This window comes from Arthrobacter ulcerisalmonis (assembly GCF_900609065.1).
Classification (GTDB): domain Bacteria; phylum Actinomycetota; class Actinomycetes; order Actinomycetales; family Micrococcaceae; genus Arthrobacter; species Arthrobacter ulcerisalmonis.
Window position 1 is genome coordinate 167,993 of the sequence record NZ_UXAU01000020.1, and the last position, 21,775, is coordinate 189,767.

Annotated in this window: 22 protein-coding genes and 1 tRNA gene; 11 read left to right on the plus strand and 12 right to left on the minus strand. The window is 64.5% G+C overall.

What is annotated here, in order from left to right; translation table 11 throughout:
- Window positions 1–38 precede the first annotated feature (38 nt).
- From exaC to PSET11_RS07370, 4 genes are all read left to right on the plus strand, one after another.
- A complete protein-coding gene (exaC, locus tag PSET11_RS07355) occupies window positions 39–1,562 on the plus strand; it encodes an acetaldehyde dehydrogenase ExaC (RefSeq protein ID WP_124091447.1) in 1,524 nt (507 codons plus the stop codon).
- A gap of 17 nt (window positions 1,563–1,579) precedes the next feature.
- Entirely contained in the window at window positions 1,580–1,987 is a 408-nt protein-coding gene (locus PSET11_RS07360; RefSeq protein WP_124091448.1) for a DUF779 domain-containing protein, read from the plus strand.
- 375 nt (window positions 1,988–2,362) lie between these two features.
- The gene (locus PSET11_RS07365) at window positions 2,363–3,904 is read left to right on the plus strand and encodes an amino acid permease (RefSeq protein ID WP_124091483.1); all 1,542 of its coding nucleotides are present in this window, start codon (window positions 2,363–2,365) and stop codon (window positions 3,902–3,904) included.
- A gap of 85 nt (window positions 3,905–3,989) precedes the next feature.
- Window positions 3,990–4,580: a TetR/AcrR family transcriptional regulator gene (locus PSET11_RS07370; protein ID WP_124091449.1), complete on the plus strand. Its 591-nt coding sequence runs from the start codon at window positions 3,990–3,992 to the stop codon at window positions 4,578–4,580.
- Here the strand turns inward: PSET11_RS07370 and PSET11_RS07375 are convergent, their stop codons facing one another.
- From PSET11_RS07375 to PSET11_RS07385, 3 genes are all read right to left on the minus strand, one after another.
- Window positions 4,581–5,216 carry a DUF2461 domain-containing protein gene (locus PSET11_RS07375; protein WP_124091450.1) on the minus strand — a complete coding sequence of 212 codons (636 nt, stop codon included), beginning with the start codon at window positions 5,214–5,216 and terminating at the stop codon, window positions 4,581–4,583.
- A gap of 131 nt (window positions 5,217–5,347) precedes the next feature.
- A complete protein-coding gene (locus PSET11_RS07380) occupies window positions 5,348–6,829 on the minus strand; it encodes a catalase (RefSeq protein WP_124091451.1) in 1,482 nt (493 codons plus the stop codon).
- Between the two features lie 7 nt (window positions 6,830–6,836).
- Window positions 6,837–7,322, minus strand: coding sequence for a Fur family transcriptional regulator (locus PSET11_RS07385; RefSeq protein WP_124091452.1), 486 nt, complete (start codon window positions 7,320–7,322; stop codon window positions 6,837–6,839).
- Between the two features lie 108 nt (window positions 7,323–7,430).
- Between PSET11_RS07385 and PSET11_RS07390 the strand changes: the two genes are divergently transcribed.
- Window positions 7,431–8,702 (plus strand): MFS transporter, encoded by a 1,272-nt coding sequence (locus PSET11_RS07390; RefSeq protein WP_124091453.1) that lies wholly within the window; start codon window positions 7,431–7,433, stop codon window positions 8,700–8,702.
- 36 nt (window positions 8,703–8,738) lie between these two features.
- The gene (gene htpX / locus PSET11_RS07395) at window positions 8,739–9,605 is read left to right on the plus strand and encodes a zinc metalloprotease HtpX (RefSeq protein WP_124091454.1); all 867 of its coding nucleotides are present in this window, start codon (window positions 8,739–8,741) and stop codon (window positions 9,603–9,605) included.
- Here htpX and efeB read toward each other — a convergent pair.
- From efeB to PSET11_RS07415, 4 genes are all read right to left on the minus strand, one after another.
- Window positions 9,602–10,933: an iron uptake transporter deferrochelatase/peroxidase subunit gene (efeB, locus tag PSET11_RS07400; RefSeq protein ID WP_124091455.1), complete on the minus strand. Its 1,332-nt coding sequence runs from the start codon at window positions 10,931–10,933 to the stop codon at window positions 9,602–9,604. The genes htpX and efeB overlap by 4 nt on opposite strands.
- Before the next feature lie 11 nt (window positions 10,934–10,944).
- Window positions 10,945–12,126: an iron uptake system protein EfeO gene (gene efeO, locus PSET11_RS07405; protein ID WP_124091456.1), complete on the minus strand. Its 1,182-nt coding sequence runs from the start codon at window positions 12,124–12,126 to the stop codon at window positions 10,945–10,947.
- A gap of 100 nt (window positions 12,127–12,226) precedes the next feature.
- Window positions 12,227–13,078 carry an iron uptake transporter permease EfeU gene (efeU, locus tag PSET11_RS07410; RefSeq protein ID WP_124091457.1) on the minus strand — a complete coding sequence of 284 codons (852 nt, stop codon included), beginning with the start codon at window positions 13,076–13,078 and terminating at the stop codon, window positions 12,227–12,229.
- Between the two features lie 194 nt (window positions 13,079–13,272).
- Window positions 13,273–13,764, minus strand: a complete 492-nt coding sequence (locus PSET11_RS07415) for a YajQ family cyclic di-GMP-binding protein (protein WP_124091458.1) — start codon at window positions 13,762–13,764, stop codon at window positions 13,273–13,275.
- A 188-nt stretch (window positions 13,765–13,952) separates the two neighbouring features.
- Between PSET11_RS07415 and PSET11_RS07420 the strand changes: the two genes are divergently transcribed.
- On the plus strand, window positions 13,953–14,198 hold the full coding sequence (locus tag PSET11_RS07420; protein ID WP_124091484.1) for a hypothetical protein: 246 nt from the start codon (window positions 13,953–13,955) through the stop codon (window positions 14,196–14,198).
- A 168-nt stretch (window positions 14,199–14,366) separates the two neighbouring features.
- Window positions 14,367–14,448: transfer RNA gene (locus PSET11_RS07425), tRNA-Tyr, on the plus strand.
- 191 nt (window positions 14,449–14,639) lie between these two features.
- Here the strand turns inward: PSET11_RS07425 and PSET11_RS07430 are convergent.
- A complete protein-coding gene (locus PSET11_RS07430; protein ID WP_124091459.1) occupies window positions 14,640–15,377 on the minus strand; it encodes a potassium channel family protein in 738 nt (245 codons plus the stop codon).
- Between the two features lie 92 nt (window positions 15,378–15,469).
- On the opposite strand from PSET11_RS07430, the gene PSET11_RS07435 reads away from it, so the two are divergent.
- The gene (locus PSET11_RS07435; RefSeq protein WP_124091460.1) at window positions 15,470–16,024 is read left to right on the plus strand and encodes an acyl-CoA thioesterase; all 555 of its coding nucleotides are present in this window, start codon (window positions 15,470–15,472) and stop codon (window positions 16,022–16,024) included.
- On the opposite strand, the gene PSET11_RS07440 is transcribed toward PSET11_RS07435, so the two are convergent.
- Both PSET11_RS07440 and PSET11_RS07445 read right to left on the minus strand, forming a co-directional pair.
- Window positions 16,021–16,818: an ABC transporter permease subunit gene (locus PSET11_RS07440; RefSeq protein ID WP_124091461.1), complete on the minus strand. Its 798-nt coding sequence runs from the start codon at window positions 16,816–16,818 to the stop codon at window positions 16,021–16,023. The genes PSET11_RS07435 and PSET11_RS07440 overlap by 4 nt on opposite strands.
- Window positions 16,815–17,738 (minus strand): ABC transporter ATP-binding protein, encoded by a 924-nt coding sequence (locus tag PSET11_RS07445; RefSeq protein WP_124091462.1) that lies wholly within the window; start codon window positions 17,736–17,738, stop codon window positions 16,815–16,817. The genes PSET11_RS07440 and PSET11_RS07445 overlap by 4 nt, the downstream gene beginning before the upstream one ends.
- Window positions 17,739–17,884: 146 nt before the next feature.
- Here PSET11_RS07445 and PSET11_RS07450 point away from each other — a divergent pair, with 146 nt between their 5' ends.
- On the plus strand, window positions 17,885–18,340 hold the full coding sequence (locus PSET11_RS07450; protein WP_124091463.1) for a thioredoxin family protein: 456 nt from the start codon (window positions 17,885–17,887) through the stop codon (window positions 18,338–18,340).
- A gap of 82 nt (window positions 18,341–18,422) precedes the next feature.
- On the opposite strand, the gene PSET11_RS07455 is transcribed toward PSET11_RS07450, so the two are convergent.
- Window positions 18,423–18,701 (minus strand): putative quinol monooxygenase, encoded by a 279-nt coding sequence (locus PSET11_RS07455; RefSeq protein ID WP_124091464.1) that lies wholly within the window; start codon window positions 18,699–18,701, stop codon window positions 18,423–18,425.
- Window positions 18,702–18,806: 105 nt separating this feature from the next.
- Between PSET11_RS07455 and PSET11_RS07460 the strand changes: the two genes are divergently transcribed.
- The gene (locus tag PSET11_RS07460; protein WP_124091465.1) at window positions 18,807–20,573 is read left to right on the plus strand and encodes an AMP-binding protein; all 1,767 of its coding nucleotides are present in this window, start codon (window positions 18,807–18,809) and stop codon (window positions 20,571–20,573) included.
- Window positions 20,574–20,592: 19 nt separating this feature from the next.
- On the opposite strand, the gene PSET11_RS07465 is transcribed toward PSET11_RS07460, so the two are convergent.
- Window positions 20,593–21,633 (minus strand): DNA-3-methyladenine glycosylase family protein, encoded by a 1,041-nt coding sequence (locus PSET11_RS07465; protein ID WP_124091466.1) that lies wholly within the window; start codon window positions 21,631–21,633, stop codon window positions 20,593–20,595.
- Between the last annotated feature and the right edge of the window lie 142 nt (window positions 21,634–21,775).

Genomic DNA, 21,775 nt, shown 5'->3' on the forward strand with positions numbered 1-21,775 from the left:
GTCCGGGCGGTCGCCCTCCGCAAGCAAAGGAGCTAGCAATGACTGTTTACGCACAGCCGGGTACTGAAGGTTCGAAGGTCACGTTCAAAGATCGTTACGAGAACTGGATCGGTGGGGAGTGGGTTGCTCCCGTCAAGGGCGAGTACTTCGAGAACATCACTCCGGTGACGGGGAAGACTTTCTGCGAGGTGGCCCGCGGGACGGCGGAGGATATTGAGTTGGCGCTCGATGCTGCGCACAAAGCGGCACCGTCGTGGGGGAAAGCCTCCGTGGCTGAGCGTGCAGCTGTCTTGAACAAGATTGCGGACCGGATTGACGAGAACGTTGAGCTGCTCGCGGTGGCCGAGTCCTGGGACAACGGCAAGCCGATCCGGGAAACCCTGAACGCTGATATTCCCTTGGCCGCAGACCACTTCCGCTACTTCGCCTCGGCCGTCCGGGCACAGGAAGGCCGGTTGTCGCAGCTGGACGATGACACGACTGCCTACCACTACCACGAGCCCCTTGGCGTCGTCGGTCAGATCATTCCGTGGAACTTTCCCATTCTGATGGCCGTCTGGAAGTTGGCGCCCGCGCTGGCTGCAGGCAACGCCGTGGTTCTCAAGCCAGCGGAGCAGACACCGTCTTCGATTCTGGTCCTCATGGAACTGATCGCCGACATCCTGCCGGCGGGCGTGGTGAACGTGGTCAACGGCTTTGGTGTTGAGGCGGGAAAGCCGCTGGCATCCAGCCCCCGCATCCGCAAGATCGCGTTCACCGGTGAAACCACCACCGGTCGTCTGATCAGCCAGTACGCCAGCCAAAACCTGATTCCGGTCACGTTGGAGCTCGGTGGCAAGAGCCCCAACATCTTCTTCAACGACGTGGCTCAGGAAGACGATGCGTTCTACGACAAAGCCCAGGAAGGCTTCGCTCTGTTCGCGTTCAACCAGGGCGAGGTCTGCACCTGCCCGTCCCGCGCCCTCGTCCAGGACGACATCTACGATTCCTTCATGGCCGACGCGGTAGCCAGGGTGGCGAAGATGATCCAGGGCAACCCGCTGGACACCGAAACGCAGGTCGGCGCGCAGGCTTCGAACGATCAGCTCGAGAAGATCCTCTCCTACATCGATATCGGCAAGCAGGAGGGTGCCAAGGTCCTCATTGGTGGTGCCCGCGCTGAGCTGCCCGGAGACCTTGCCGGCGGCTACTACGTCCAGCCCACCGTCTTCGAAGGACACAATAAGATGCGGATCTTCCAGGAGGAGATCTTCGGTCCGGTGGTTTCGGTGACCAAGTTCAGCGACTACAACGACGCTATGGAGATCGCCAACGACACCCTCTACGGGCTCGGCGCCGGCGTTTGGTCCCGTAACGGCAACGTGGCCTACCGGGCGGGCCGGGAAATCCAGGCCGGCCGTGTCTGGGTCAACAACTACCACGCCTACCCGGCAGGCGCGGCGTTTGGTGGGTACAAGTCCTCAGGCATTGGACGCGAGAATCACGCCATGATGCTGGACCACTACCAGCAGACCAAGAACCTCCTGGTCAGCTACAACGAAAACAAGCTCGGCTTCTTCTAGGCCGTGCGGGCGCTGAAATGACCATTACACGCACGGACGCCGCCGTGACGCTACCAGGGGAAGACTTCTCCCGGGTGGCGCTCACACCGGCGGCTGTTGAGCTGCTGCTGAAGCTCTGGGAACGCCACGGACCGCTGATGTTCCACCAGTCAGGCGGTTGCTGCGATGGGTCTTCGCCCATGTGCTTCCCGGCGGGGGAGTTCATCACCGGCGACTCAGATGTCCTGCTGGGCAGCTTCGCATCCTTTGCTGGACCGGACACGCCAGCACTGGATTTCTGGATGTCACGCGAGCAGTTCAATTACTGGAGCCACACGCACCTCACCATCGACGTGGTGCAGGGGCGGGGGAGCGGATTCTCGGTCGAAGCCCCCGAGGGAAAGCGATTCCTGATCCGCTCTACCCTGATGGACTGGCCGGTGTAACTGGTGGGTTGGGCGGTGTAGCTGGCTCCAGTGACATGAGGTGATGCCTGGCCGCGCCGCCTGTGGCCAGGTCTCACTCGTCTCCCGTACCGGCCTGCACAGTGAGCTCGGGTGTCAGTGAGCAGGGGCAGTCCCTGCTCATTGCACCCAGCAGTGACTGTGCAGGCCAGCGCGGGTTTGCCATAGCTGAGCCCACTAGTGACTGTGCAGGCCAGCGCGGGTTTGCCAACGGATGGGCGCCCGCAAGTTCCCTGCCAACACAGGGGCGAGCCAGGCAACACCCATCTCATAGTTTGAGACGAATGTGTTCGTCCACTGGCTGGACACCTATCGTTGATAGGTCTGTTTCAGCTACAAACCAGGATAGTGACCCTCATGAACCTTCGCCGGACTAAATCCATTGAGCAGTCGATTGCCGACGCCGATGAACCCGGACGCAAGCTTAAACGTTCGCTGAGTACCTGGGACCTGATGATCATGGGCGTCGCCGTAGCAGTGGGCGCCGGGATCTTCTCCGTGGGTGCCAAGGCCGCAGCCAACTTCTCTGGCCCCGCCGTGACGTTGTCCTTCGCCATTGCTGCCATCACGTGTGCGCTGGCCATCATGTGTTACGCCGAGTTTGCCACCGCTATCCCGGTGGCGGGCTCCGCTTACGTCTTTACCTACGCCACCATGGGTGAGTTGCTCGCCTGGATCATCGGCTGGAACCTGATCCTGGAGCTCTTCACCGCTGCCGCCGTGATCGCCAAGTACTGGGGTATTTACCTCAGCAAGGTGTTTGCCCTGACCGGTGCGGACGTTCCGCCAGTGATCTCCATTGGTGGGGTTGACCTCTACTGGGGTGCTTTCCTGATTGTGGCCATCTTTACGGTGCTGCTGGTCCTGGGCACCAAGCTCTCCGCCCGGGTGGGCAACATCTTCACCTTGATCAAGATCGCCGTGGTGTTGTTCGTGATCGTGGTGGGCTTCACCTACGTCAAGTTCGAGAACTACACCCCGTTCATCCCTGCAGCCGAGCCCACAGCCGGTTCAGGCGCAGCGGATGTCCTCAAGCAGTCCTTCTTCGGCTTCCTGACCGGCGCTGCCCCGGCGCAGTACGGCACGCTGGGCGTCTTCGCCGGAGCAGCCCTGGTGTTCTTCGCCTTCATCGGTTTCGACGTGGTGGCCACCTCCGCTGAAGAAGTCAAGAACCCGCAGAAAACCCTGCCGCGTGGCATCTTTGGCGGCCTCGCAATCGTCACTGTCCTCTACATCCTGGTCTCGCTGGCCTTGACCGGCATGGTGTCCTACACCCAGTTGGCTGAGGCGGAGAGCCCCACCCTGACCACAGCCTTTGAGGCGGTCGGCGATACCAACGCGGCGAAAGTCATTGCGTTTGGCTCACTGGTGGGCCTGACCACGGTGATCATGGTGCTGCTGATGGGCCTCTCCCGCGTGGTCCTGGCCATGAGTCGCGACGGGCTGCTGCCCCGGTCCCTCTCCAAGACCAGTGACAAGCGATCCACCCCCGCCCGCCTGCAAATCATCTGTGGCGCTGCCGTGGCCCTGGTGGCAGGCCTGACCAACGTTGACCTGCTCGAAGAGATGATCAACATTGGCACCCTCTCCGCGTTTGTGGTGGTGAGCCTGGGCATCCTGGTGCTGCGTCGCAAGCGCCCTGACCTTAAGCCGTCCTTCCGGGTTCCGTTCGGAAAGGTGGTCCCCGTGGTTTCAGCCCTGCTGTGCCTTTACCTGATGACCAACCTTGCCGTGGAAACCTGGATCTTCTTCGCCATCTGGCTGGCGATCGGCCTGGTCATCTATTTCGCTTACGGGCAGCGGCACTCGCGCCTGAACGAGCGCTTCAAGGCTGCCAACGCGGCCGTCAACGGTGCCAACGCGGAGCCGAAGCCGGTGCCGCAGGACGCCAGCGAGTAAAGCATGGAACGCAGACTGCCCGGCCAGGAGTAATTCCGGCCGGGCAGTCGCGTATCCGGCCGCCAATACTCCTACTATTGCTCTTATGGCCCGATTGACCCGTCCCGAACGTAAAGCTGAACTCCTGGCCGCCATCCAGGACTACCTGATGGACAAATCCCTGTCCGGGGTGACCTTCCGGAGCCTCGCCGTGGGCCTGGGCGTGAGCTCGTACGTGTTGGTCTATCACTTTGGTACCAGGGACCAGCTGATCAACGACATTGTGGTGGCCATCGAGTCCCGGCTGGACACCATCCGCAATACGGACGTCCGCGACATTGACCGGGAAGCATGGCGGAACTACCTGCTGGAATCGTGGCAGTGGACCATGGCCGAACGGAATCGGCAGCTGACCCGCCTGGAGTTTGAGGCCACGGCACAGGACATTGTGGCTCCTGACCCCCGCGGAACCTCACAGCACCATTTCCGTCTGCTGCATCACAAAACCCGTGACTGGCTGCAGGTCCAGGGCGTGGACCCGGAGTTGGCCGACACCGATGCCAGGCTCTTCACCGCCACGTTCTACGGGCTGCAGTTCGACTACGTGGTGATGAATGAACCAGAGGCGGCCACCAAAGCCTTCGAGCTCATGCTGAGTGTCTTCTTCGGCAACCTCCAGCACCGCCTGGCGGTCTAATCAGGGTGCGGCATGCCTGCCGACCCACTCCACGAGCGGACGAAGTTCATCCCAAAGCAGTTCGATCTGCTGCGCGCCCTCAGGGGTGGCCAGCCATGCCGGCCGGCCCAGTTCCATGCCGGCGGCCAGGGTCTTGTAGCGCAGCAGCTCGGCGCGGGGATGATCGCGGGGAAACCCCTGCGGTACGGTCTTCAGCTGTTCGCCATGCACCTCAAAGCCGGCAGTCTCGAGCCCGGCCACGATCCGGCGGAGGTTCTCGCCCGTAGCTGTTGCGTCCACGGAGTTCCGGTATCTGGCCAGCTGGGCTGCCGAGTAGCTGCGGTAGCCGCCACCCACGCTGAGCCCGTCGGCGCCGACGTGGAGGTAGTAGCCCACTCCCTCCTGCAGCGAAGCGAAGGCGCCTTGTGCTGGTTTGTAGGGGCCCGCACCCTTGGCAAACCGCATGTCCCGCTGCGGCCTGAAGACCTTGGCCGGGCCAAATCGCGGCTCCAGTTCAGCAAGCAGCGCCAGTAATGGCTCGCGGACATCGCTCTGGTAGTGCTGGTTGTTAGCCACCCACCAGTCACGGGAGTTGTTCGCCTGGAGTTCGGCGTAGAAATCGAAGGCCGCTGCGGGAATGCCTTGAAAGGTGCTCATGGTGTTGAGCGTAGGGGCCGCAGCAGAGCGCGGCTAGCCAGGGAATGTCGTATGTGGACAAACGAAAGGAAGGGCATCCCAGCGCTGGCGAACAGCGGCGGGATGCCCCTCCAAAGGTGTTGCGAAGGCGGTTAGACCTTGTTGGCTGCTTCCGCGTCGGACTCAACCTGGCCGGCGCCGAGGTTGGCGCGCAGCTTGGCGCCCAGATCGGCGTCCACGCTGGTCCAGTACGCGATGGCGCGTTCCTTGATCTCGGCAGTCTTCACGCCGCTGACGGCACCGGTGATGGTGTCCAGCAGGCGGGCCTTGGCGCCGTCGTCGTAGACGTCGCGGTACAGCGAACCGGCCTGGACGAAGTCGCCGTCCTCAGCGTGGAGGCTGTGCGCGGCGAGGGTCAGCTCGCCGTCGTTCTCCCAGCGACCTGCCACGGAGGCGGGCTCCACGGCTGCGGGGCCGCCCACGGAGTTCGGTGCGTAGACAGGGGTGGAGGGGGCGTTGAAGTGGTACCGTCCCGCGCCGTCCTGGCTGTAGTTGTTGACCGTGTTGATCGGCTGGTTGACCGGGATCTGGGCGTGGTTGGTGCCCACGCGGTAGCGGTGTGCGTCAGCGTAGGAGAAGATGCGGGCCTGCAGCATCTTGTCTGGCGATGCCGCGATGCCCGGAACGAAGTTCGAGGGCGCAAAGGTGGCCTGCTCGATCTGCGCGAAGTAGTTCTCCGGGTTACGGTTCAGCTCCATGGTGCCCACCTTGATCAGCGGGTAGTCAGCGTGCGGCCACACCTTGGTGAGGTCGAACGGGTTGAAGCGGTAGGTCTTGGCGTCTTCGTACGGCATGACCTGGACGTGCAGGTCCCAGGACGGCAGGTTGCCCGCTTCGATGTTCGTGTGCAGGTCGCGGATGTAGAAGTCCGCATCGGAACCGGCCAACTGCTCGGCCTGCTCGCCGCTCATGGACTTGACGCCCTGGTTGGACTGGAAGTGGTACTTGACCCAGAAGCGCTCGCCCTCGGCGTTGATCCACTGGTACGTGTGCGAGCCGTAGCCCTGCATTTCGCGCCAGGAGGCGGGCAGGCCGCGGTCACCCATCAGCCAGGTCACTTGATGTGCGGACTCGGGGGACAGTGTCCAGAAGTCCCACTGCATGTCAGCGTCACGCAGGTGGGTGCCCGGGAGGCGCTTCTGCGAGTGGATGAAGTCAGGGAACTTGATGCCGTCGCGGATGAAGAAGACCGGGGTGTTGTTGCCCACCAGGTCGTAGTTGCCCTCGGTGGTGTAGAACTTCACCGCGAAGCCGCGGGGATCGCGCCAGGTGTCCGGTGAGCCGCTTTCGCCAGCAACGGAGGAGAAACGGATGAGCATCTCGGTGTCCACGCCGGGCTGCAGGAACGCGGCCTTGGTGTAGCGGGAGATGTCTTCGGTGGTCTTGAACGTACCGAATGCGCCGCCGCCCTTGGCGTGTACTACGCGCTCCGGCACGCGCTCGCGGTTGAACTGAGCGAGCTTTTCCACCAGGTAGTGGTCGGTCAGGATGATGGCACCGTCGGCACCAACTGACTGGGAATGCGCGTCGGAAGTGACCGGCGCACCTGACTGGGTTGTGGAAATGGCAGTCATGTTTCTCCTATTTCTCGGTTTCTTGTGAGGGAAGGTTGCTGGAAAGTTTCTGGGTGGCCTGGCAATCGGTGCAGACGCCCTGGTACATGACATCCGCGATCTGGATGGTCATGGCGGGGGAATCGTCGTTCCAGTGCGGGGTGAGGCAGGGGGCGTGTCCGACGGCGCAGTCGACGTCTTCCACGCGGCCGCAGCTGATGCAGATGGCGTGGTGGTGGTTGTCGCCAACGCGGGTCTCGTACAGGGCGGGGGAGTGGGGTGGCTCGAACCGACGCAGCATCTGCAGGTCGGTGAGGTCGCCCAGCACCACGTAGACGGACTGCGCAGTGAGGTCGGGGAGCTCCGCACGGGCGGCGGCCAGGATGCTTTCCGCCGGCGAGTGCGGGTGATGTTCGACGGCGGCCAGCACGGCCAAGCGCTGCTTGGTCACCCTGCGGCCGTGGGCGCGCAGGGACGTTGCCCAGGCGTCGTGGCTTTCAAGGGTCTCCGTCATGACTCCATTGAAACACTTATTATGAGCAGATCACAATAAGGGTCGGCTTACTTTGGCTGCCCTTGCACCGCGGACAAGTGGCCAGTAAGCGCCCGTTAGGGTAGCAACGTGGCAAAACTACTGGCGGACCTGACCCCGCTCCGCGAGAGTCCTGACTTCCGTCGGCTGTGGCTGGGATCCGCGGTGTCAGCCGTCGGGAGTCAACTGACCCTGGTGGCTGTGAGCCTGGAGATTTATCGGCTGACCCAAGACAGCTTCTATGTAGGCCTGCTGGGGATCTTCGCCTTGGTGCCGCTGGTCATCGGGGGACTGCTGGGCGGCTCCATCGCGGATGCGCACGACCGACGGCGGGTGGCGCTCCTGGCCAGCATGGTCCTTTGGTTTACCACCGGCCTGATTGCCGCGCAGTCCTGGTTGGGGCTGGGCAACGTGTGGGTTCTTTACTTCCTGGTGGCCCTGCAAAGCGGTGCCCAGGCCATCAATCAGCCAGCACGCAGCGCCATCATCCCCATGCTGATCCGCAAGGAGCTGCTGCCCGCTGCGAACGCCTTGAGCTTGATGTCGATTGGGTTGTCCATGACAGCCGGCCCGCTGCTGGCAGGCGTGCTGGTGGCAACGGTGGGTTTCGGCTGGACCTACACCGTGGACTTTGTTTCGTTCACTTTTGTCCTCTGGGCCGTCTACCGGCTGCCCGCCATGCCGCCGGTGGGGAGCAGCAGCAAGGCGGGGCTTCGCTCCGTTGTGGAGGGTTTCCGCTTCCTGGGTACCCGGCCCAACCTCAGAATGACGTTCATCATTGACCTGATCGCCATGATCCTGGCCCAGCCAAGGGCGCTGATGCCAGCCATCGGCGCCCTGATGATTGGTGGCGGCGAATCCACTGTGGGGATCCTGCTGGCGGCAACCGCCGTCGGCGCCCTTCTGGCTGGGCTGTTCTCAGGCCCCTTGGGTGGCGTGCGGAAGCAGGGCGACGCGGTGGTCTTCTCCGTAATGGGCTGGGGCGCTTCCATTGCTGGGTTCGGTTTGGTGGTGCTCCTGGCCGGACGCTCGCCAGACGGGGCTGTCACTCTTTGGCTGCTGCCCGCGGCACTCTGCTGCGTGCTGGCCGGGGTGACAGACTCAATCAGCTCCGTTTTCCGCAACACGATCCTGCAGTCCGCCACCCCGGATCACCTGCGTGGCCGGCTCCAGGGGGTCTTTATCGTGGTGGTGGCCGGCGGACCCAGGGTGGGGGACCTTCTCGCTGGCGGCGGGACTAAGATTCTGAGCGAGGGATGGGTACTGATGCTGGGCGGACTGCTTTGTATTGTGGGCGCCTGGGTGGCGGCCAAAGTGCAGCCTGGCTTCCGGCAGTACGATGCGCGGAACCCAGTTCCGTAGGCAACCGTTCCTTAAAGCGTGGGAGAGGAACGCAACGTGCATCAGCACTACAACGGCATGAAAACGGTGGCGCTGTTTGGCGTCCTCTGGGCGGTACTCCTGGGTTTGGGAGCCATCATCGGAGTAGGCACGCGCAGTGCAGCGCCGATCTGGATCATGGCGCTGGTGGGGGTGGCCACCACCGCCTACGGCTACTGGAATTCGGACAAGTTGGCGATCCGGTCCATGCAGGCCTATCCGGTTACGGAGGACCAAGCGCCGCAGCTGTACCAGATCGTGCGGGAGCTCTCCACGCGGGCCAACCAGCCCATGCCGCGGATCTTTGTTGCGCCCACCATGAACCCCAACGCTTTCGCCACCGGCCGGAACCCCAAAAACGCGGCGGTGTGTTGCACGGCAGGCATCCTGCAATTGCTGGATGCGCGCGAGCTCCGCGGCGTCTTGGGCCACGAACTGATGCACGTCTACAACCGCGACATCCTCACCTCATCGGTGGCGGCCGCCGTCGCTGGCGTGATCACGTCGGTGGGGCAGATGCTGCTGTTCTTCGGCGGCGACCGGCGCAACTCCAACCCATTGGCCATGATTGCCATGGCGCTGCTGGCCCCCTTCGCCGCCTCGCTCATTCAGATGGCCATTTCACGGACCCGGGAGTACGACGCCGACGAGGACGGTTCGCAGCTCACCGGCGATCCGTTGGCGCTCGCCTCAGCCCTGCGCAAGATCGAGCAAGGCGTCACCATGGTGCCGCTGCCGGCCGACCAGAACTTGGTGAACTCCTCGCACTTGATGATCGCCAACCCGTTCCGCGGTGGGGCCATGAACAAATTGTTTGCCACGCACCCACCCATGAAGGAGCGGATCGCCAGGCTGGAACGCATGGCTGGACGCCCGGGTGCCTAGCTGAACAGCCCCGAACCGATGTAGCCGCCGGGCTGGACGCCGCCCGGGACGGCGAAGAGGCCCGATCCGGTGTGCTGCAGGTACTCGACGGCGAGGGTGTCGCCCTTGGCCATGGCCAACTGCATGGGGACGTAGTGTGTGCGGGGGTCCGTGACGAAGGCGATGAAGAACAGGCCCGCGTCCAGGTGGCCCAGGCCGTCCGAACCGTCGGTGTAGTTGTAGCCCCGGCGGAGCATCTGCACGCCGTTGTTTTGTGCTGGGTGCGCGATCCTCATGTGTGAATCGAGCGGAATGATGGGCTTGTCTGCCCGGCCCTTCAGATCGAAGTTGGGTGCCGTGAACTCTTCGCCGCCGGACAGTGGTGCGCCTGTGCCCTTGGTGCGGCCGATCAGGCCCTCCTGCTCTGCCAGAGAAGTCCGGTCCCAGATCTCGATGTGCATCCGGATCCGGCGGGCCACCAGGTAGCTGCCGCCGGCCATCCACGCATCTTCGGGCCTGGCGGCGGTGGCCCAGACGTGCTGGTCCAGGAGTTGTGAGTCTTCAACTTTGAGGTTGTTGGTACCGTCCTTGAAGCCGAACAGGTTTCGGGGTGTTGCCTGTGCCCGGGACGTGGAGGAGGTCCGGCCAAAACCCAGTTGGGACCAGCGGACCCTGACCTTGCCGAAACCAATCCGGGCCAGGTTTCGGATGGCGTGGACAGCAACCTGGGGATCGTCGGCGCAGGCCTGGATGATGAGGTCGCCGCCGGTGCGGGCAGGGTCCAGGGCGTCGCCGGGGAAGTGCGGCAGGTCGATCAGCGCTTCGGGGCGCCGACCGTCCAGGCCAAAGCGGGCCACGCCGGACTTCTCGAACAGGCTGGGACCAAAGCCCACGGTCAGCGTCAGCTTCCCGGCGTCGAGATCCAGTGCCTCGCCGGTGTCCTCCGGGGGAGCGGAGTAGGGGCCGTCGACGGCGCCGGTCGCCCCGGCGGGTTTCCCTGCGGTCATGGCTTCGGCCGCCGCTGTCCAGTCCTTGAGGAGCTGGATCAGGTCCTCGCGTTTGGTGGTGGTGACGTCGAAGGCGGCCATGTGCAGCCGGTCCTGCGCGGCGGTGACAATGCCCGCCTGGTGGTCGCCGTGGAAAGGCACCACCGACTCGTCCACGGGATCAGGCGCGGCGGCGGCAGCAACGGCGTCGTGCCCGTAAAACCCCGCGACCAGGCCGACGGCGGCGCCGCCCACCCCTGCCAGGCCAAAGAGGCTCCGCCGGCTCAGGCGTGAGCTGGCGGCGGCCACTGGTGCTTCGTCGTGCGGAGGCTGCCCAGTGGGTTCGGCTGGGTGCCCACCCATTGGACAGCCCGTCACAGGACGACGGCTGCGGTGAGCTTGGACAGCGGTTCGCCCAACGAATCGACCAGGCTGGCTAGGCGCTGGACCTGGTCCAGAGTGAGCTTGTCGTAGTAGACAAACCCGTCACCGTCGCGGTGGGTATCGAGCTCCGCCTGCAGCGCTGCGAACTCCTCGTCCAGCGTGGCGGCCAGGGCTGCATCCTTCTGCACCAGGGCGGGCTTCAGGTTTTCGAAGGCGATGCGGGCACCGTCCACATTGGCCTGGAAGTCCCACAGATCGGTGTGCGACCAGATTTCCTCCTCGCCAGTGACCTTGCCGGTGGCCACTTCGTCCAAGAGCTCCTTGGCACCATTGCCGAGCTTGTCCGGCGAGTATTCCAGGGTGCGGGTCCGCTCCAGGAGGTCCTTGGTGTCCGCCACCATGCGATCGGCGATGGCGGTCCGCTCCACCTCGGTCATGGCCGTGTAGCCTGCCGGCGGGAAGAGGTCCTTCTCGGCGCGGTGCCAGCCGGTCCATTCCTGGCCGGGCTCAAGGTCGGCTTCGCGGGCATCGAGTTGCGGGTCGAGGTCGCCGAAGGACTCGGCCACAGGCTCGATCCGCTCCCAGTGCAGGCGGGTCGCGGCGTAGAGGGAGCGGGCCTTGTCTGCGTCGCCGGCGGCAAACGCGGCGGCGAACGCTTCCGTGCCGGTCATCAGCTGTTCCGTCTGGTCCTTCACATAGGACGCGTACTGCGCCGTAGCGGTGTCCAGGAGTTGCTGGAAGTTGGCGTCCGCCGTGGGTTCGGCGCCGGACTGCGTGACCTCCAATGCGGCGCGGATGCCGTCACCCTGCATGCCCGGCTTGCAAGCGGTGGTGTACGAGCCGGCCGGAGCCGTGACCACGAGGTTGCGGGTCAGTCCGGGGCCGATGTTCTCTACCTCGCCGAGAATGCGCAGGCCGTCGGAGGCCAGCAGGTAAAACTCGGTGACTTCATTGCCGTCGTTCTTGACGGAGAAGTTGAGGTTGCCGCTGGGGACGCTCGTGGCGGAGACCTTGCATTCGGTGCTGGAGCTGACCACGTCGATGACGCCGGAGGATTCCGCCGGCTTGGTGTTGTCGGTGCAGCCGCTCAGCAGCAGCGGAATCGAGACCGCGGCAGCGAGGAAGCTCAACGGCTTGGCGCGGCGGATGGTGGTGGGGGAGAGGCCGGTCATGGGAATCCTGTTCACGAAGGGGCGTAGCGGAGGGGGTCAGGCGGCTTAGATATCAGGCAGCGCTGGCGTCAGGTAGGGCGGGCGTCAGGCAGGGCGGGCGTCAGGCAGCGGTGCGAGCGGATGCGGCGGGGGCCGGTTCGGCCGCGGCCGCAGGTTTCCTGTTGATGCGCAGGTAAAGGAACATCACTGGCACCACGTAAAGGACCCAGACGAGGGCCTCCAGCCAGGTGGTGGCGGGGGAGAAGTTCAGGGTGCCCTTGAGGAGGGCGCCATACCAGGACGACGGCGGGACGGCGCCGCTGACATCGAACGCCAGGGAGTTCAGGCCGGGAAGGATGCCGGCCTCCTGCAGGTCGTGGACGCCGTAGGCCAGGACGCCGCCGGCGATGATGATCAGCGCGGCTCCGGTCCAGGTGAAGAACTTGGCAAGGTTGACCTTCAGCACGCCACGGTGCAGGAGGTAGCCCAAGAAGACGGCGGTGATGAGGCCCAAGAGGGCGCCCAGGAGGGGTTGGGTGGTTTCGCCCGTGGCCTGGGCTGCGGCCCAGAGGAAGAGGGCGGTTTCCAGTCCTTCGCGGCCCACGGCCACGGCGGCGACAATGACCAGGCCCCACCCGGCGCCGCCGCTGAACTGGTCCACTTTCGACTTCAGATCGCTGCCTAGGGTGCGGGCGGTACGGGCCATCCAGAACACCATCCAGGTGACCAGGGCGACGGCAACGAGCGACAGTGTGCCGCCAACGGCTTCCTGGGCCTCGAAGGTGAGGCCGCGCGGACCAAACGTCAGGAGGGCACCGAAACCGATGGAGATGGCGACAGCGGCACCAACGCCTACCCAGAGGCGGGGAATGAGATGCCGGCGGTCGGTTTTGACCAGGTATGCCATGAGGAGGACTACGACGAGAGTGGCCTCGAGGCCTTCGCGGAGTCCGATCAGGTAGTTGGCTGTCATGGGGGACGTTCTTTCACTTAGGGCGCCATAATTTAGGCAGGCCTAAGGAAGAGGGTACCTCCCGGCGGCTATTACGCAAACCGCGCGTGCGCTATTACCTTCCCGCGACGCAGCGGCGTGGCACGCTGGTGCCGGACCGCTGCGGCTGGTCCGCCGTCGTCGTCCTTCTGGAAGGGGCGACGACGGCGGGAACATCAGCTGCGGAAGTTGACGAACTGCAGATCGGCCTCGTCGAAGTCCTTCAGCAGCGCCATGACGGACTGCAGGTCATCGCGGGACTTGGAGGAAACGCGGAGCTCATCGCCCTGGATCTGGGACTTGACGCCCTTGGGGCCCTCGTCGCGGATCTTCTTGTTGATCTTCTTGGCCAGGTCCTGTTCGATGCCCTCCTTGATGGAGGCTTCCAGGCGGAATTCCTTGCCGGAGGGGAAGGGCTCGCCGGTGTCCAAGGACTTCAGTGAGATGCCGCGGCGGATCAGCTTGGACTGGAGGACATCCAAGACCGCCAGGACACGCTCTTCCGAGTTGGCCTTCATGAGGATCTTTTCGCCGCTGAAATCGACCTCGGCGCCGACGCCCTTGAAGTCGTAGCGCTGGACCAGCTCCTTCTGCGCCTGGTTCAGGGCGTTAGCCACTTCCTGCTTGTCTACCTTGGACACAACATCGAACGTTGATTCGCCTGCCATGACACTCCTTTGCTGGTGGGAACCCTGCGGTCAGGGCATGGATCTCTGCCAGCAAGCCTAGTACGGATGCCGGTTGCGGGGGTGGCGTTCCTTCACAGTTCCCTCACAGCGCAAGCATGGCGGGAACTGAGCGGGCCGGGCCAGAGTTGAAGCAGTTGAGTCACTGGGAAGTTGTTGAAGGGAACACCATGCATCGCAAGGCCGTCGCCTACGTCACGCGCACCACTACTGCCGCTGTGGGTGCAGCTGCGACGTCGGTTGCCGCAGCAGCCGTTGCGGCATCCATCATTTTTAGCCCCGTGGCAGATGCCTCCTCGCGGATGAGCGGCGTCAGCGACGACCTGCTCCGCGCGGTCCAGTTGAACCAGATCACCGAGGAACAGGCTGTGAAGTTCGAGGCGAAACTCGCCGGCCGGATCTTTGGGGATGCCTGATATTTCGCCGGTCTTTTCGCCCCTCTTTTGGCCTGATGCGGGCCCCTTGGAGCTCGATTCGATTCTTCGGCGGAAGTTCTGTAAAGTTGTCTTGCCCGCGGTTACTGGGAGCGAAACAGTTCACGCTGGTTCGAAGCCACAACCGAGGGTGATCTTCTTTTGAAGTTCGGCAGATTACCCGAGCGGCCAAAGGGGGCTGACTGTAAATCAGCTGGCAACGCCTACGGGGGTTCGAATCCCTCATCTGCCACCCAAGAAAAAGCCTCCGGAACCAACAGGTTCCGGAGGCTTTTTCGTGCCCTTGATTGGCTGCTGGGCGAATCCTAAGCTCGTTGGCTTATCCCGGCCGTTAAGGTTAGGACTAGTGGACAAGCTTAGGTTGAATCAGTTTCCCGGACGCGGCGCTAGGCGACAGTAGCCAGCGCGCGATTGTCTACGCCGCTACTGGGGCGGCTGGCCGTCCCGAAGACTGGCTAACTCCTGCCTGAGCAAGGCGATCTCGGTGACCAGACCAGAGAGCTCGGCACGCAGGGGCTCCTCGACGGCGTAGGCAGCCGTTTCAGCTGTGTCTTCTACCCGCTGCACCAGCCAGGAAGCGATGGATGCCGTGACTACGCCCAACACGGCGATGCCGCTCATCATCAAGGCCGCGGCCACCATCCTGCCGATGGGAGTGACCGGATACAGGTCGCCGTACCCCACCGTGGTGATGGTGGTGATGGCCCACCACAACGCATCGCCGAAGGTGACGATCTTGGCGTCCGGTGCTGCCTGTTCCACGTCCAGCACGGCTAGCGCGCCAACGAACACCAACAGTGCCGCGGAGCTGGCGACGTAGGTCACCACCCGGCCGCGCAGGGTTTCGCCCACCGTCCGGTGCAGCACTGACAGCAGCGTCACCAGCCGGAGCAGCCGCAAGGGGCGGAAGAACGGAAGCGCCACGATCAGCAGTTCATGGAGGTTGCGGACAAACCATTGGCGGCGGTTCGGCGCCAAGTGAAGGTTTACGGCATAGTCGACGGCGAAAATGCCCCAGGTGGCCCACATGGTGGCCTCGAGCCAATTGCCTGCGCTGCCTTCGACGCGTCCGACCACCTGCCACGCGTACGCCGCCAGGAACACTAACGCTGTCGCCATCAGCGGCCACTCTGCCAGGTCCCGGTAGCGTTGTTGCGTCATGCTTCGAAATCCTACGCGGAAGTCGGGAGGTTGCACCGGGCCTGTCCGCTCGCCGGTAGTCAAGCTAAGTTACCCGCGAGTAGCATTACACCATGCACTTGCTCCTGAGGACCCTGCTCCTGCTTGTCCGCTCGTCCCGCCGGCCCGCGTTGGGCGTCTGGGACGCATCGTCGCTGCCCGCCCGGGTCCTCCCCACGGACATCGACATCGCCATGCACGTCAACAACGGCATGTACCTGTCGCTGATGGACCTTGGCCGTTTCGACCTGATGGTGCGCAGCGGCGTGTGGACGCGGATGCGCCGCCGTGGCTGGGTTCCGGTGGTGGCCAGCGAAACCATCACCTTCCGTAAATCACTCCAGCTCTGGCAGCAGTACAGCATCGAAACCCGCATCATCGGCCTGGACACCAAAGCCATCTATTTCGAACAACGGATGGTGGCCGACGGCGAAATCTACGCGAGTGCCTTCATCGCTACCCGCTTGGTCGCCAAGGGCAAACCAGTCAGCCTCGACGACATCATGCAGGAATTTGGCACCCCGCCCGCCGACCTGGCCCTCCCCTCATGGATCCAGCCTTGGCGCACGGAAAGCGCACTGCCCGGCGCTCGCGTTCCGGCCCCGCACTCATGGGGCAGCCGAAACTAAGCGCCCACGTCCCGGCGGTCAAGGACGACGGCGGCAATCGCCACGAGCGCCGCAGACAAGCCCCAGAGCCATCCGGCGGCGGCCCAGTCGGCTCCATTGACCACGGGCGAGTTGCCGTAGGCCCAGTGGTACGGGCTCAGGTTCAGCAGCCATTCGACGCCGGGTGCCTGCCGGCCCACTGCGTTGAAGACGTAGCCGAGTACCCCCACGGCAGCGCCCGCGGCCAAGCCCACGGTCCGCCGGCCACTGGCAGCACCAGCACACAGGGCCGCTGACCCGCTCAGCAGCGCCAGGCCCGCAAAGAGGACCGCTGCGCCCACCACGTTCCCGGGCTTCAGCCCCAACTGAGATGGGCCGTTGAGGGCCAACACCAGCACCAAAACCAACGCCGCCAACACCACCACGCGCAGGGCCAGGGCCAAAGCACGCTCCAAAACCACCTGCACCCGCCGCACACCGTGGGCCAGGGTGAGCTCCAGCTGCCCGGATTCCTCGTCCCCGCCCACAGCGGCGGCACCCCAAGACACCGACGCGATGGTCATGAGCAGAAACCCGATCAGGCCAAACAATGTGGCTTGGGTGTAGCCGGGCCCAGTGGCGATCTGGTCATAGTTCAAGGCCTTGGTGAGCTCGGGCGGGAGGGCGTTGATCATGTCCTGCATCTGGGCGCTGCCACCAATGGAGGGGTACAACGGCAGGTACAGGAGGGCCGCGGCGGCGAGGCCCACGCCCCAGCCCAGCGTGCCACGCCACGAGTCAACGAAGGCCCTGCGGAACAGGGGGAGCACCGTCATCGAAGTTCCCCCTCGGCGCCGGAATAGAGTTTCAAGACTGTCTCCTCCAGGTCTGGCTCCTCGATCACCAGGTCCGTGAGCTGCAGAGATGCCAGCAGCTGAACCAAGGGTTGGACGTCGCCCGCCAGGACAGCCCCCACCGTCACCGCCGTCCGGGACTCCACTACCGTCACGGGGCTGACGCCTGGCACTTTGGCCAGCCGCGCCACGGCGTCTTCCCCGGTGATGCCGGTGGCGCTGATCGTGACCTGGCGCGTTGCGCCGGCCCGGAGACCCTGCACCGATTCCACGGCGATGATACGGCCGTCGCGGAGGATGGCCACGGCGTCGGCGGTCTGCTGGATTTCGCTGAGGACGTGCGAACTGAGGAACACCGTCTGGCCGCGGTCCCGGGCCTCGTGGACCATGCCGTGGAATTCCTGCTGCACCAGCGGGTCCAGTCCGCTGGTGGGCTCGTCGAGGATCAGGAGCTCCGGCTGGTGCATGAATGCCTGCACCAGGCCGAGTTTCTGCTTGTTGCCCTTGGATAGTTTGCGAGTGTGCCGGTCCAGGTCCAGGCGCAATCGATCGGCCAGTTCGTCAATCCGGCCCGGGGGAACGGGGCCGCTGATGGCCGCGTAGTGCGCCAACAGCTTGCGTCCGGTGACCCTGCCAGCCAGGACGAGCTCGCCGGGAAGGTAACCAATCCGGCGTCGTAATTGCGGACCACCAGCCCGCGGATCCTCGCCCAGCACGCGGACCTGCCCGCCGCTGGGCCTGATGATGTCCAGCAGGCAGCGCATGGTGGTGGTTTTACCCGCCCCGTTGGGGCCAATGACCCCGAAAACCGAGCCGGCCTCCACACTGAAATCCACGCCGTGGAGCACCTCCCGGCGGCCGAAACTCTTGGTGAGTGATTGCGCTGAAATTGCCGCTGACATGGCCCCTCCTGATGCGCGATGTGCGCTGCTGACCTCAACGGTAGGCCTGCAAACCCCCGGTGTATACGGTGCCGCGCGGGATATTCCCGATCACGCGGGGAGCGAACATGCCGCCGCGATTCTGCACGCACGCGTACCGTTATTCCATGGCTACCCTTGACATCACCGGTGAACAGTTCGCATCAACCATCGAAGGCAATGACATTGTCCTCGTCGATTTTTGGGCTGAATGGTGCGGGCCCTGCAAGCAGTTTGGTCCCACATACTCCAGCGTGTCCGAGAAGCACCCAGACGTCCTTTTCACCAAGGTGGACACCGAGGCTGAGCAGCAGCTCGCCGCAGAGGCCGGCATCTCCTCCATTCCCACGCTTATGGCCTTCCGCGAGAAGGTCCTGGTGTTCTCGCAGCCCGGCGCGCTCAACGCACAGCAGCTTGAGCAGGTAGTGGACGCCGTCAAGGCGCTGGACATGGACGAGGTCCACGCCCACGTGGCCCGCTCGCAGGCCGAAGCTGCGGCTGCGCCGGAAAGCGCTGCAGCCCCGGATGCAGCAGCGCCCAACCGTTCCGCAGCTCAGCAGGACGGCACACAGATTCCCGAGTAGGCCTCAGCGCCGAAACGTCGCAGGGTCCGGGTCCACCATCAACGGTGGGGCCGGACCCTGCTGTGTTGGTGGCTTGGGTAGATCAGAGACGTTCCAGGGCAACCGGCTGGGCCAGCAGGGCGCTGAGGGACTCGTTGAGGTCTTGCACGGCGACGCCCTGGGAGTGCTTGGCGAGGTCCTCTTTTGAGGCCCACTGTTCCGTGAGGACCAGTTTTTCTTCCGTGGCTTCTGTCAATTCATAGCGAATGCAGCCGGGCTCATTCACCACCTCGTCGATAGCGATCTCAAGGGCCAGCTTCACGCGGAAGAACTCGCCGTCGTTGGGGATGAACGTTGCCTGCAGGTCGATCGGTGCACTCATGCTGCCACTTTACCGGCCGTGCGTTCCGGTTCCCGTCCGTGTTTCGCACCGTGGCACCGTCCGCGGTGCTTTCCATGCCCCCAGCCAGTTGGTAGCGTGCCATTCATGCGCGCCTACACAGCCGGGGACACTGATGTTCCATTGCTCAACGAGACCATCGGCCACCAGTTCGAGCGGGTGGCGGCACAATTCCCGTTCCATGACGCCCTGATCGAGGCGGCCGCGGTTCCGGGCGCGGACGCTCGCCGCTGGAGCTACGCCAAGATGAACGACGACGTCGACAGGCTGGCCCGCGCGCTCCTCGCCTTGGGCATCGCCAAGGGAGATCGGGTGGGCATCTGGAGCCCCAACTGCGCCGAGTGGACGCTGCTGCAATACGCCACCGCCAAGGCCGGCGCCATCCTGGTCAACGTCAATCCCGCTTACCGCAGCCACGAACTGGAGTTCGTGGTCCGGCAAAACGGGATGCGGCTACTGGTCACGGCGCCATCGGACCCCAACAGCGACTATGTGGCAATGGCCCGGCAGGCACTGGCTGGTTCTGATGAGCTGGAGATGCTCGTCTTCCTACCCTCGCCCACTGGGCTGGGCCCCGACGGGATCGACTCCGATGATGAGGACTCCGACGACCCTGCCGCCGAGGGTGTGGGGCACCAGGCCGACGAGCATCACGGTGAGGTTCGGCGGTCAGCTGCGCCGCTCAGCGACGCGGAACTCACCTACGCCGAACTGCTCAAGCGGGCAGACGCCGTCGGGCATGCAGAACTGAAGGCCAGAATGGCTGAGCTGGACCCGCACGATCCCATCAACCTGCAGTACACCTCAGGGACCACCGGTTTCCCCAAAGGGGCCACGCTGACGCACCACAATATCCTCAACAACGGTTACGCGATCGGCGAGCTGCTGGGCTACACGGAGCACGACCGGGTGGTGATACCCGTTCCGTTCTACCACTGCTTCGGCATGGTGATCGGCAACCTGAACGCGCTTAGCCACGGGGCGGCCACCATCATTCCCGGCCGCGGCTTTTCGCCGGCGGCGGCGCTCGAGGCGGTCCAGGACTTTGGTGGCACGTCCCTGTACGGGGTGCCCACCATGTTCATTGCCGAGCTCGCGCTGCCCGATTTCAGCTCCTACGACCTCTCCACGCTGCGGACGGGCGTCATGGCAGGGTCGCTCTGCCCCATTGAGGTGATGAACCGGGTCATCACCGAGATGCACATGGTGGATGTTGCCATCTGCTACGGCATGACTGAGACTTCGCCGGTGGCCACCATGACCCGCGACGGCGACACCTTGACCCAGCGCACCGAATCCGTAGGCCGCACCATGCCGCAGCTGGAAAGCCAGATCGTGAGTCCTGCCACCGGCGAGGTGCTGGAGCGGGGCGAGATCGGCGAACTGTGCACCAGGGGGTATTCGGTGATGTCGGGATACTGGGGCCAACCGGATAAGACCGCCGAGGCGATCGATGCCGACGGCTGGATGCACACCGGCGACCTTGCCCGGATGGACGCTGACGGGTACATCCTGATCGAAGGCCGGATCAAGGATCTGGTGATCCGTGGTGGCGAGAACGTGTACCCGCGCGAAATTGAAGAGTTCCTGTACACCCACCCGTCGATCCAGGACGTTCAGGTGATCGGGATTCCGGATGCCCGCTACGGGGAGGAACTCATGGCCTGCATCATCCTCAAGCCGGGCGCAGCGATACTGGACGCCGCGGCGGTGGCCGAGTTCTGCCGAGGCCGGCTGGCGCACTTCAAGGTCCCGCGGTACGTGGATGTCCGGGAAAGTTTTCCTATGACAGTGTCCGGGAAGATCCGGAAAGTCGAAATGCGGGCGGAAGCGGTGGAACGGCTGGGGTTGTAAGGGGTTTGGCGGTTTCGCTTCAGTGCGCCCGATGATCCTGGATGGTCATCCGTGGCCCGAAAGTCGGCTTCCGGTAACCGGTGCCCTGGATCAGCCGGACGATCCGCTGCCGGTGACCCCGCCAGGGCTCCAAAAGTCGCACCATTCCGGCGTCGTCCGTCCTGTGCCCGGTGAGCGCGGCGCCCACATACGCCGCGAGGTGATAATCACCCACGGCGATTGAATCCGGGCAGCCGTGGGTCCGCTGCACCACCTCGGCGGCCGTCCACACGCCGATGCCGGGGATGGTTTGCAGTTTGCTGCCGGCCTCGATCGCGGGCAGGGCTGCCAGGCGTTCAATCGCGACGGCGGATCGCAGCGCTCGCATGATGCTGCCGGACCGTTGCGGTCCCACCCCTGCCCGGTGCCACTCCCAACTGGGGATCTGCAACCATTGCGCCGCGGTGGGGCCGACGATGAGCCCCTCCGGTGCGCCCGCTCCCGCCTGTGGGGCCGGTGTGCCGAAGCGTTGCATGAGGTACCGGTAACCGCGTTTCGCCTCGAGGCCGGTGACTTTCTGCTCCAGGATGATGGGCACCAGTTGGTCCACCATGCGTCCGCTCGCTGGCAGCCGAAGGCCAAGGTTGCGGCGGCGTGCCTCCTGGACCAGGCGGGGGAGGGTTTCGTGGAAGGCTGGGTTGTCGAAGCCTGACCAGTCGTCGTCGGCCCCTAGGAGTCGGGGGACGCCCCGCAGCGCTGCCGTCGCCCCAGGGCCCCAGGCTTGGACGTCGACGCGCTGCCCGGCGGCTTGCTTTCCTTCGGCGTGTTGCCCGGCGGTGGTGGGCTCGCTGGTGGTGCTGCTCGCCGCGATGCCGGCGGGGCTGAAGCGGAGGGTGGCCGGTCCGTCGGGGGTGGTGCAGGCATTCCAGATGTCGTTGCCCACGCTGATGAAGGAGGGGTCGCTGACGCCGCGCATGAGCGGGCCGATGGTCCGGCGAAGACTGTAAGGCCCCTCCGGATGCCAACTCAGCGACGCGTCCGCGGCGGCGGCAAGCCGGGCGGACGCGTCGGTGATGGTCATAGGTTCCATGCTCCCACGCCCCGCCGACACCGCCCCTTTCTGCGCGCCCCTCCCAAGTAGCTCGCAGTAGTTGTCGTTTTGAGGGCTCATAACGACAACTACTGCGACCTAGTTGGGCCGGGAGGGGGCGGCGGTTCAGGGG

Bases quoted from the DNA above. Each gene is read 5' to 3' on its own strand.
- PSET11_RS07430 (WP_124091459.1), bottom strand. From the start codon at position 15,377: ATGACGCAACAACGCTACCGGGACCTGGCAGAGTGGCCGCTGATGGCG.
- efeO (WP_124091456.1), bottom strand. From the start codon at position 12,126: ATGACCGGCCTCTCCCCCACCACCATCCGCCGCGCCAAGCCGTTGAGC.
- PSET11_RS07415 (WP_124091458.1), bottom strand. From the start codon at position 13,764: ATGGCAGGCGAATCAACGTTCGATGTTGTGTCCAAGGTAGACAAGCAG.
- PSET11_RS07445 (WP_124091462.1), bottom strand. From the start codon at position 17,738: ATGTCAGCGGCAATTTCAGCGCAATCACTCACCAAGAGTTTCGGCCGC.
- PSET11_RS07465 (WP_124091466.1), bottom strand. From the start codon at position 21,633: ATGACCATCACCGACGCGTCCGCCCGGCTTGCCGCCGCCGCGGACGCG.
- PSET11_RS07420 (WP_124091484.1), top strand. From the start codon at position 13,953: ATGCATCGCAAGGCCGTCGCCTACGTCACGCGCACCACTACTGCCGCT.
- PSET11_RS07380 (WP_124091451.1), bottom strand. From the start codon at position 6,829: ATGACTGCCATTTCCACAACCCAGTCAGGTGCGCCGGTCACTTCCGAC.
- efeU (WP_124091457.1), bottom strand. From the start codon at position 13,078: ATGACAGCCAACTACCTGATCGGACTCCGCGAAGGCCTCGAGGCCACT.
- PSET11_RS07365 (WP_124091483.1), top strand. From the start codon at position 2,363: ATGAACCTTCGCCGGACTAAATCCATTGAGCAGTCGATTGCCGACGCC.
- PSET11_RS07455 (WP_124091464.1), bottom strand. From the start codon at position 18,701: ATGAGTGCACCGATCGACCTGCAGGCAACGTTCATCCCCAACGACGGC.
- efeB (WP_124091455.1), bottom strand. From the start codon at position 10,933: ATGGGTGGGCACCCAGCCGAACCCACTGGGCAGCCTCCGCACGACGAA.
- PSET11_RS07435 (WP_124091460.1), top strand. From the start codon at position 15,470: ATGCACTTGCTCCTGAGGACCCTGCTCCTGCTTGTCCGCTCGTCCCGC.
- PSET11_RS07460 (WP_124091465.1), top strand. From the start codon at position 18,807: ATGCGCGCCTACACAGCCGGGGACACTGATGTTCCATTGCTCAACGAG.
- PSET11_RS07375 (WP_124091450.1), bottom strand. From the start codon at position 5,216: ATGAGCACCTTTCAAGGCATTCCCGCAGCGGCCTTCGATTTCTACGCC.
- PSET11_RS07440 (WP_124091461.1), bottom strand. From the start codon at position 16,818: ATGACGGTGCTCCCCCTGTTCCGCAGGGCCTTCGTTGACTCGTGGCGT.
- PSET11_RS07360 (WP_124091448.1), top strand. From the start codon at position 1,580: ATGACCATTACACGCACGGACGCCGCCGTGACGCTACCAGGGGAAGAC.
- PSET11_RS07370 (WP_124091449.1), top strand. From the start codon at position 3,990: ATGGCCCGATTGACCCGTCCCGAACGTAAAGCTGAACTCCTGGCCGCC.
- exaC (WP_124091447.1), top strand. From the start codon at position 39: ATGACTGTTTACGCACAGCCGGGTACTGAAGGTTCGAAGGTCACGTTC.
- PSET11_RS07385 (WP_124091452.1), bottom strand. From the start codon at position 7,322: ATGACGGAGACCCTTGAAAGCCACGACGCCTGGGCAACGTCCCTGCGC.
- PSET11_RS07450 (WP_124091463.1), top strand. From the start codon at position 17,885: ATGGCTACCCTTGACATCACCGGTGAACAGTTCGCATCAACCATCGAA.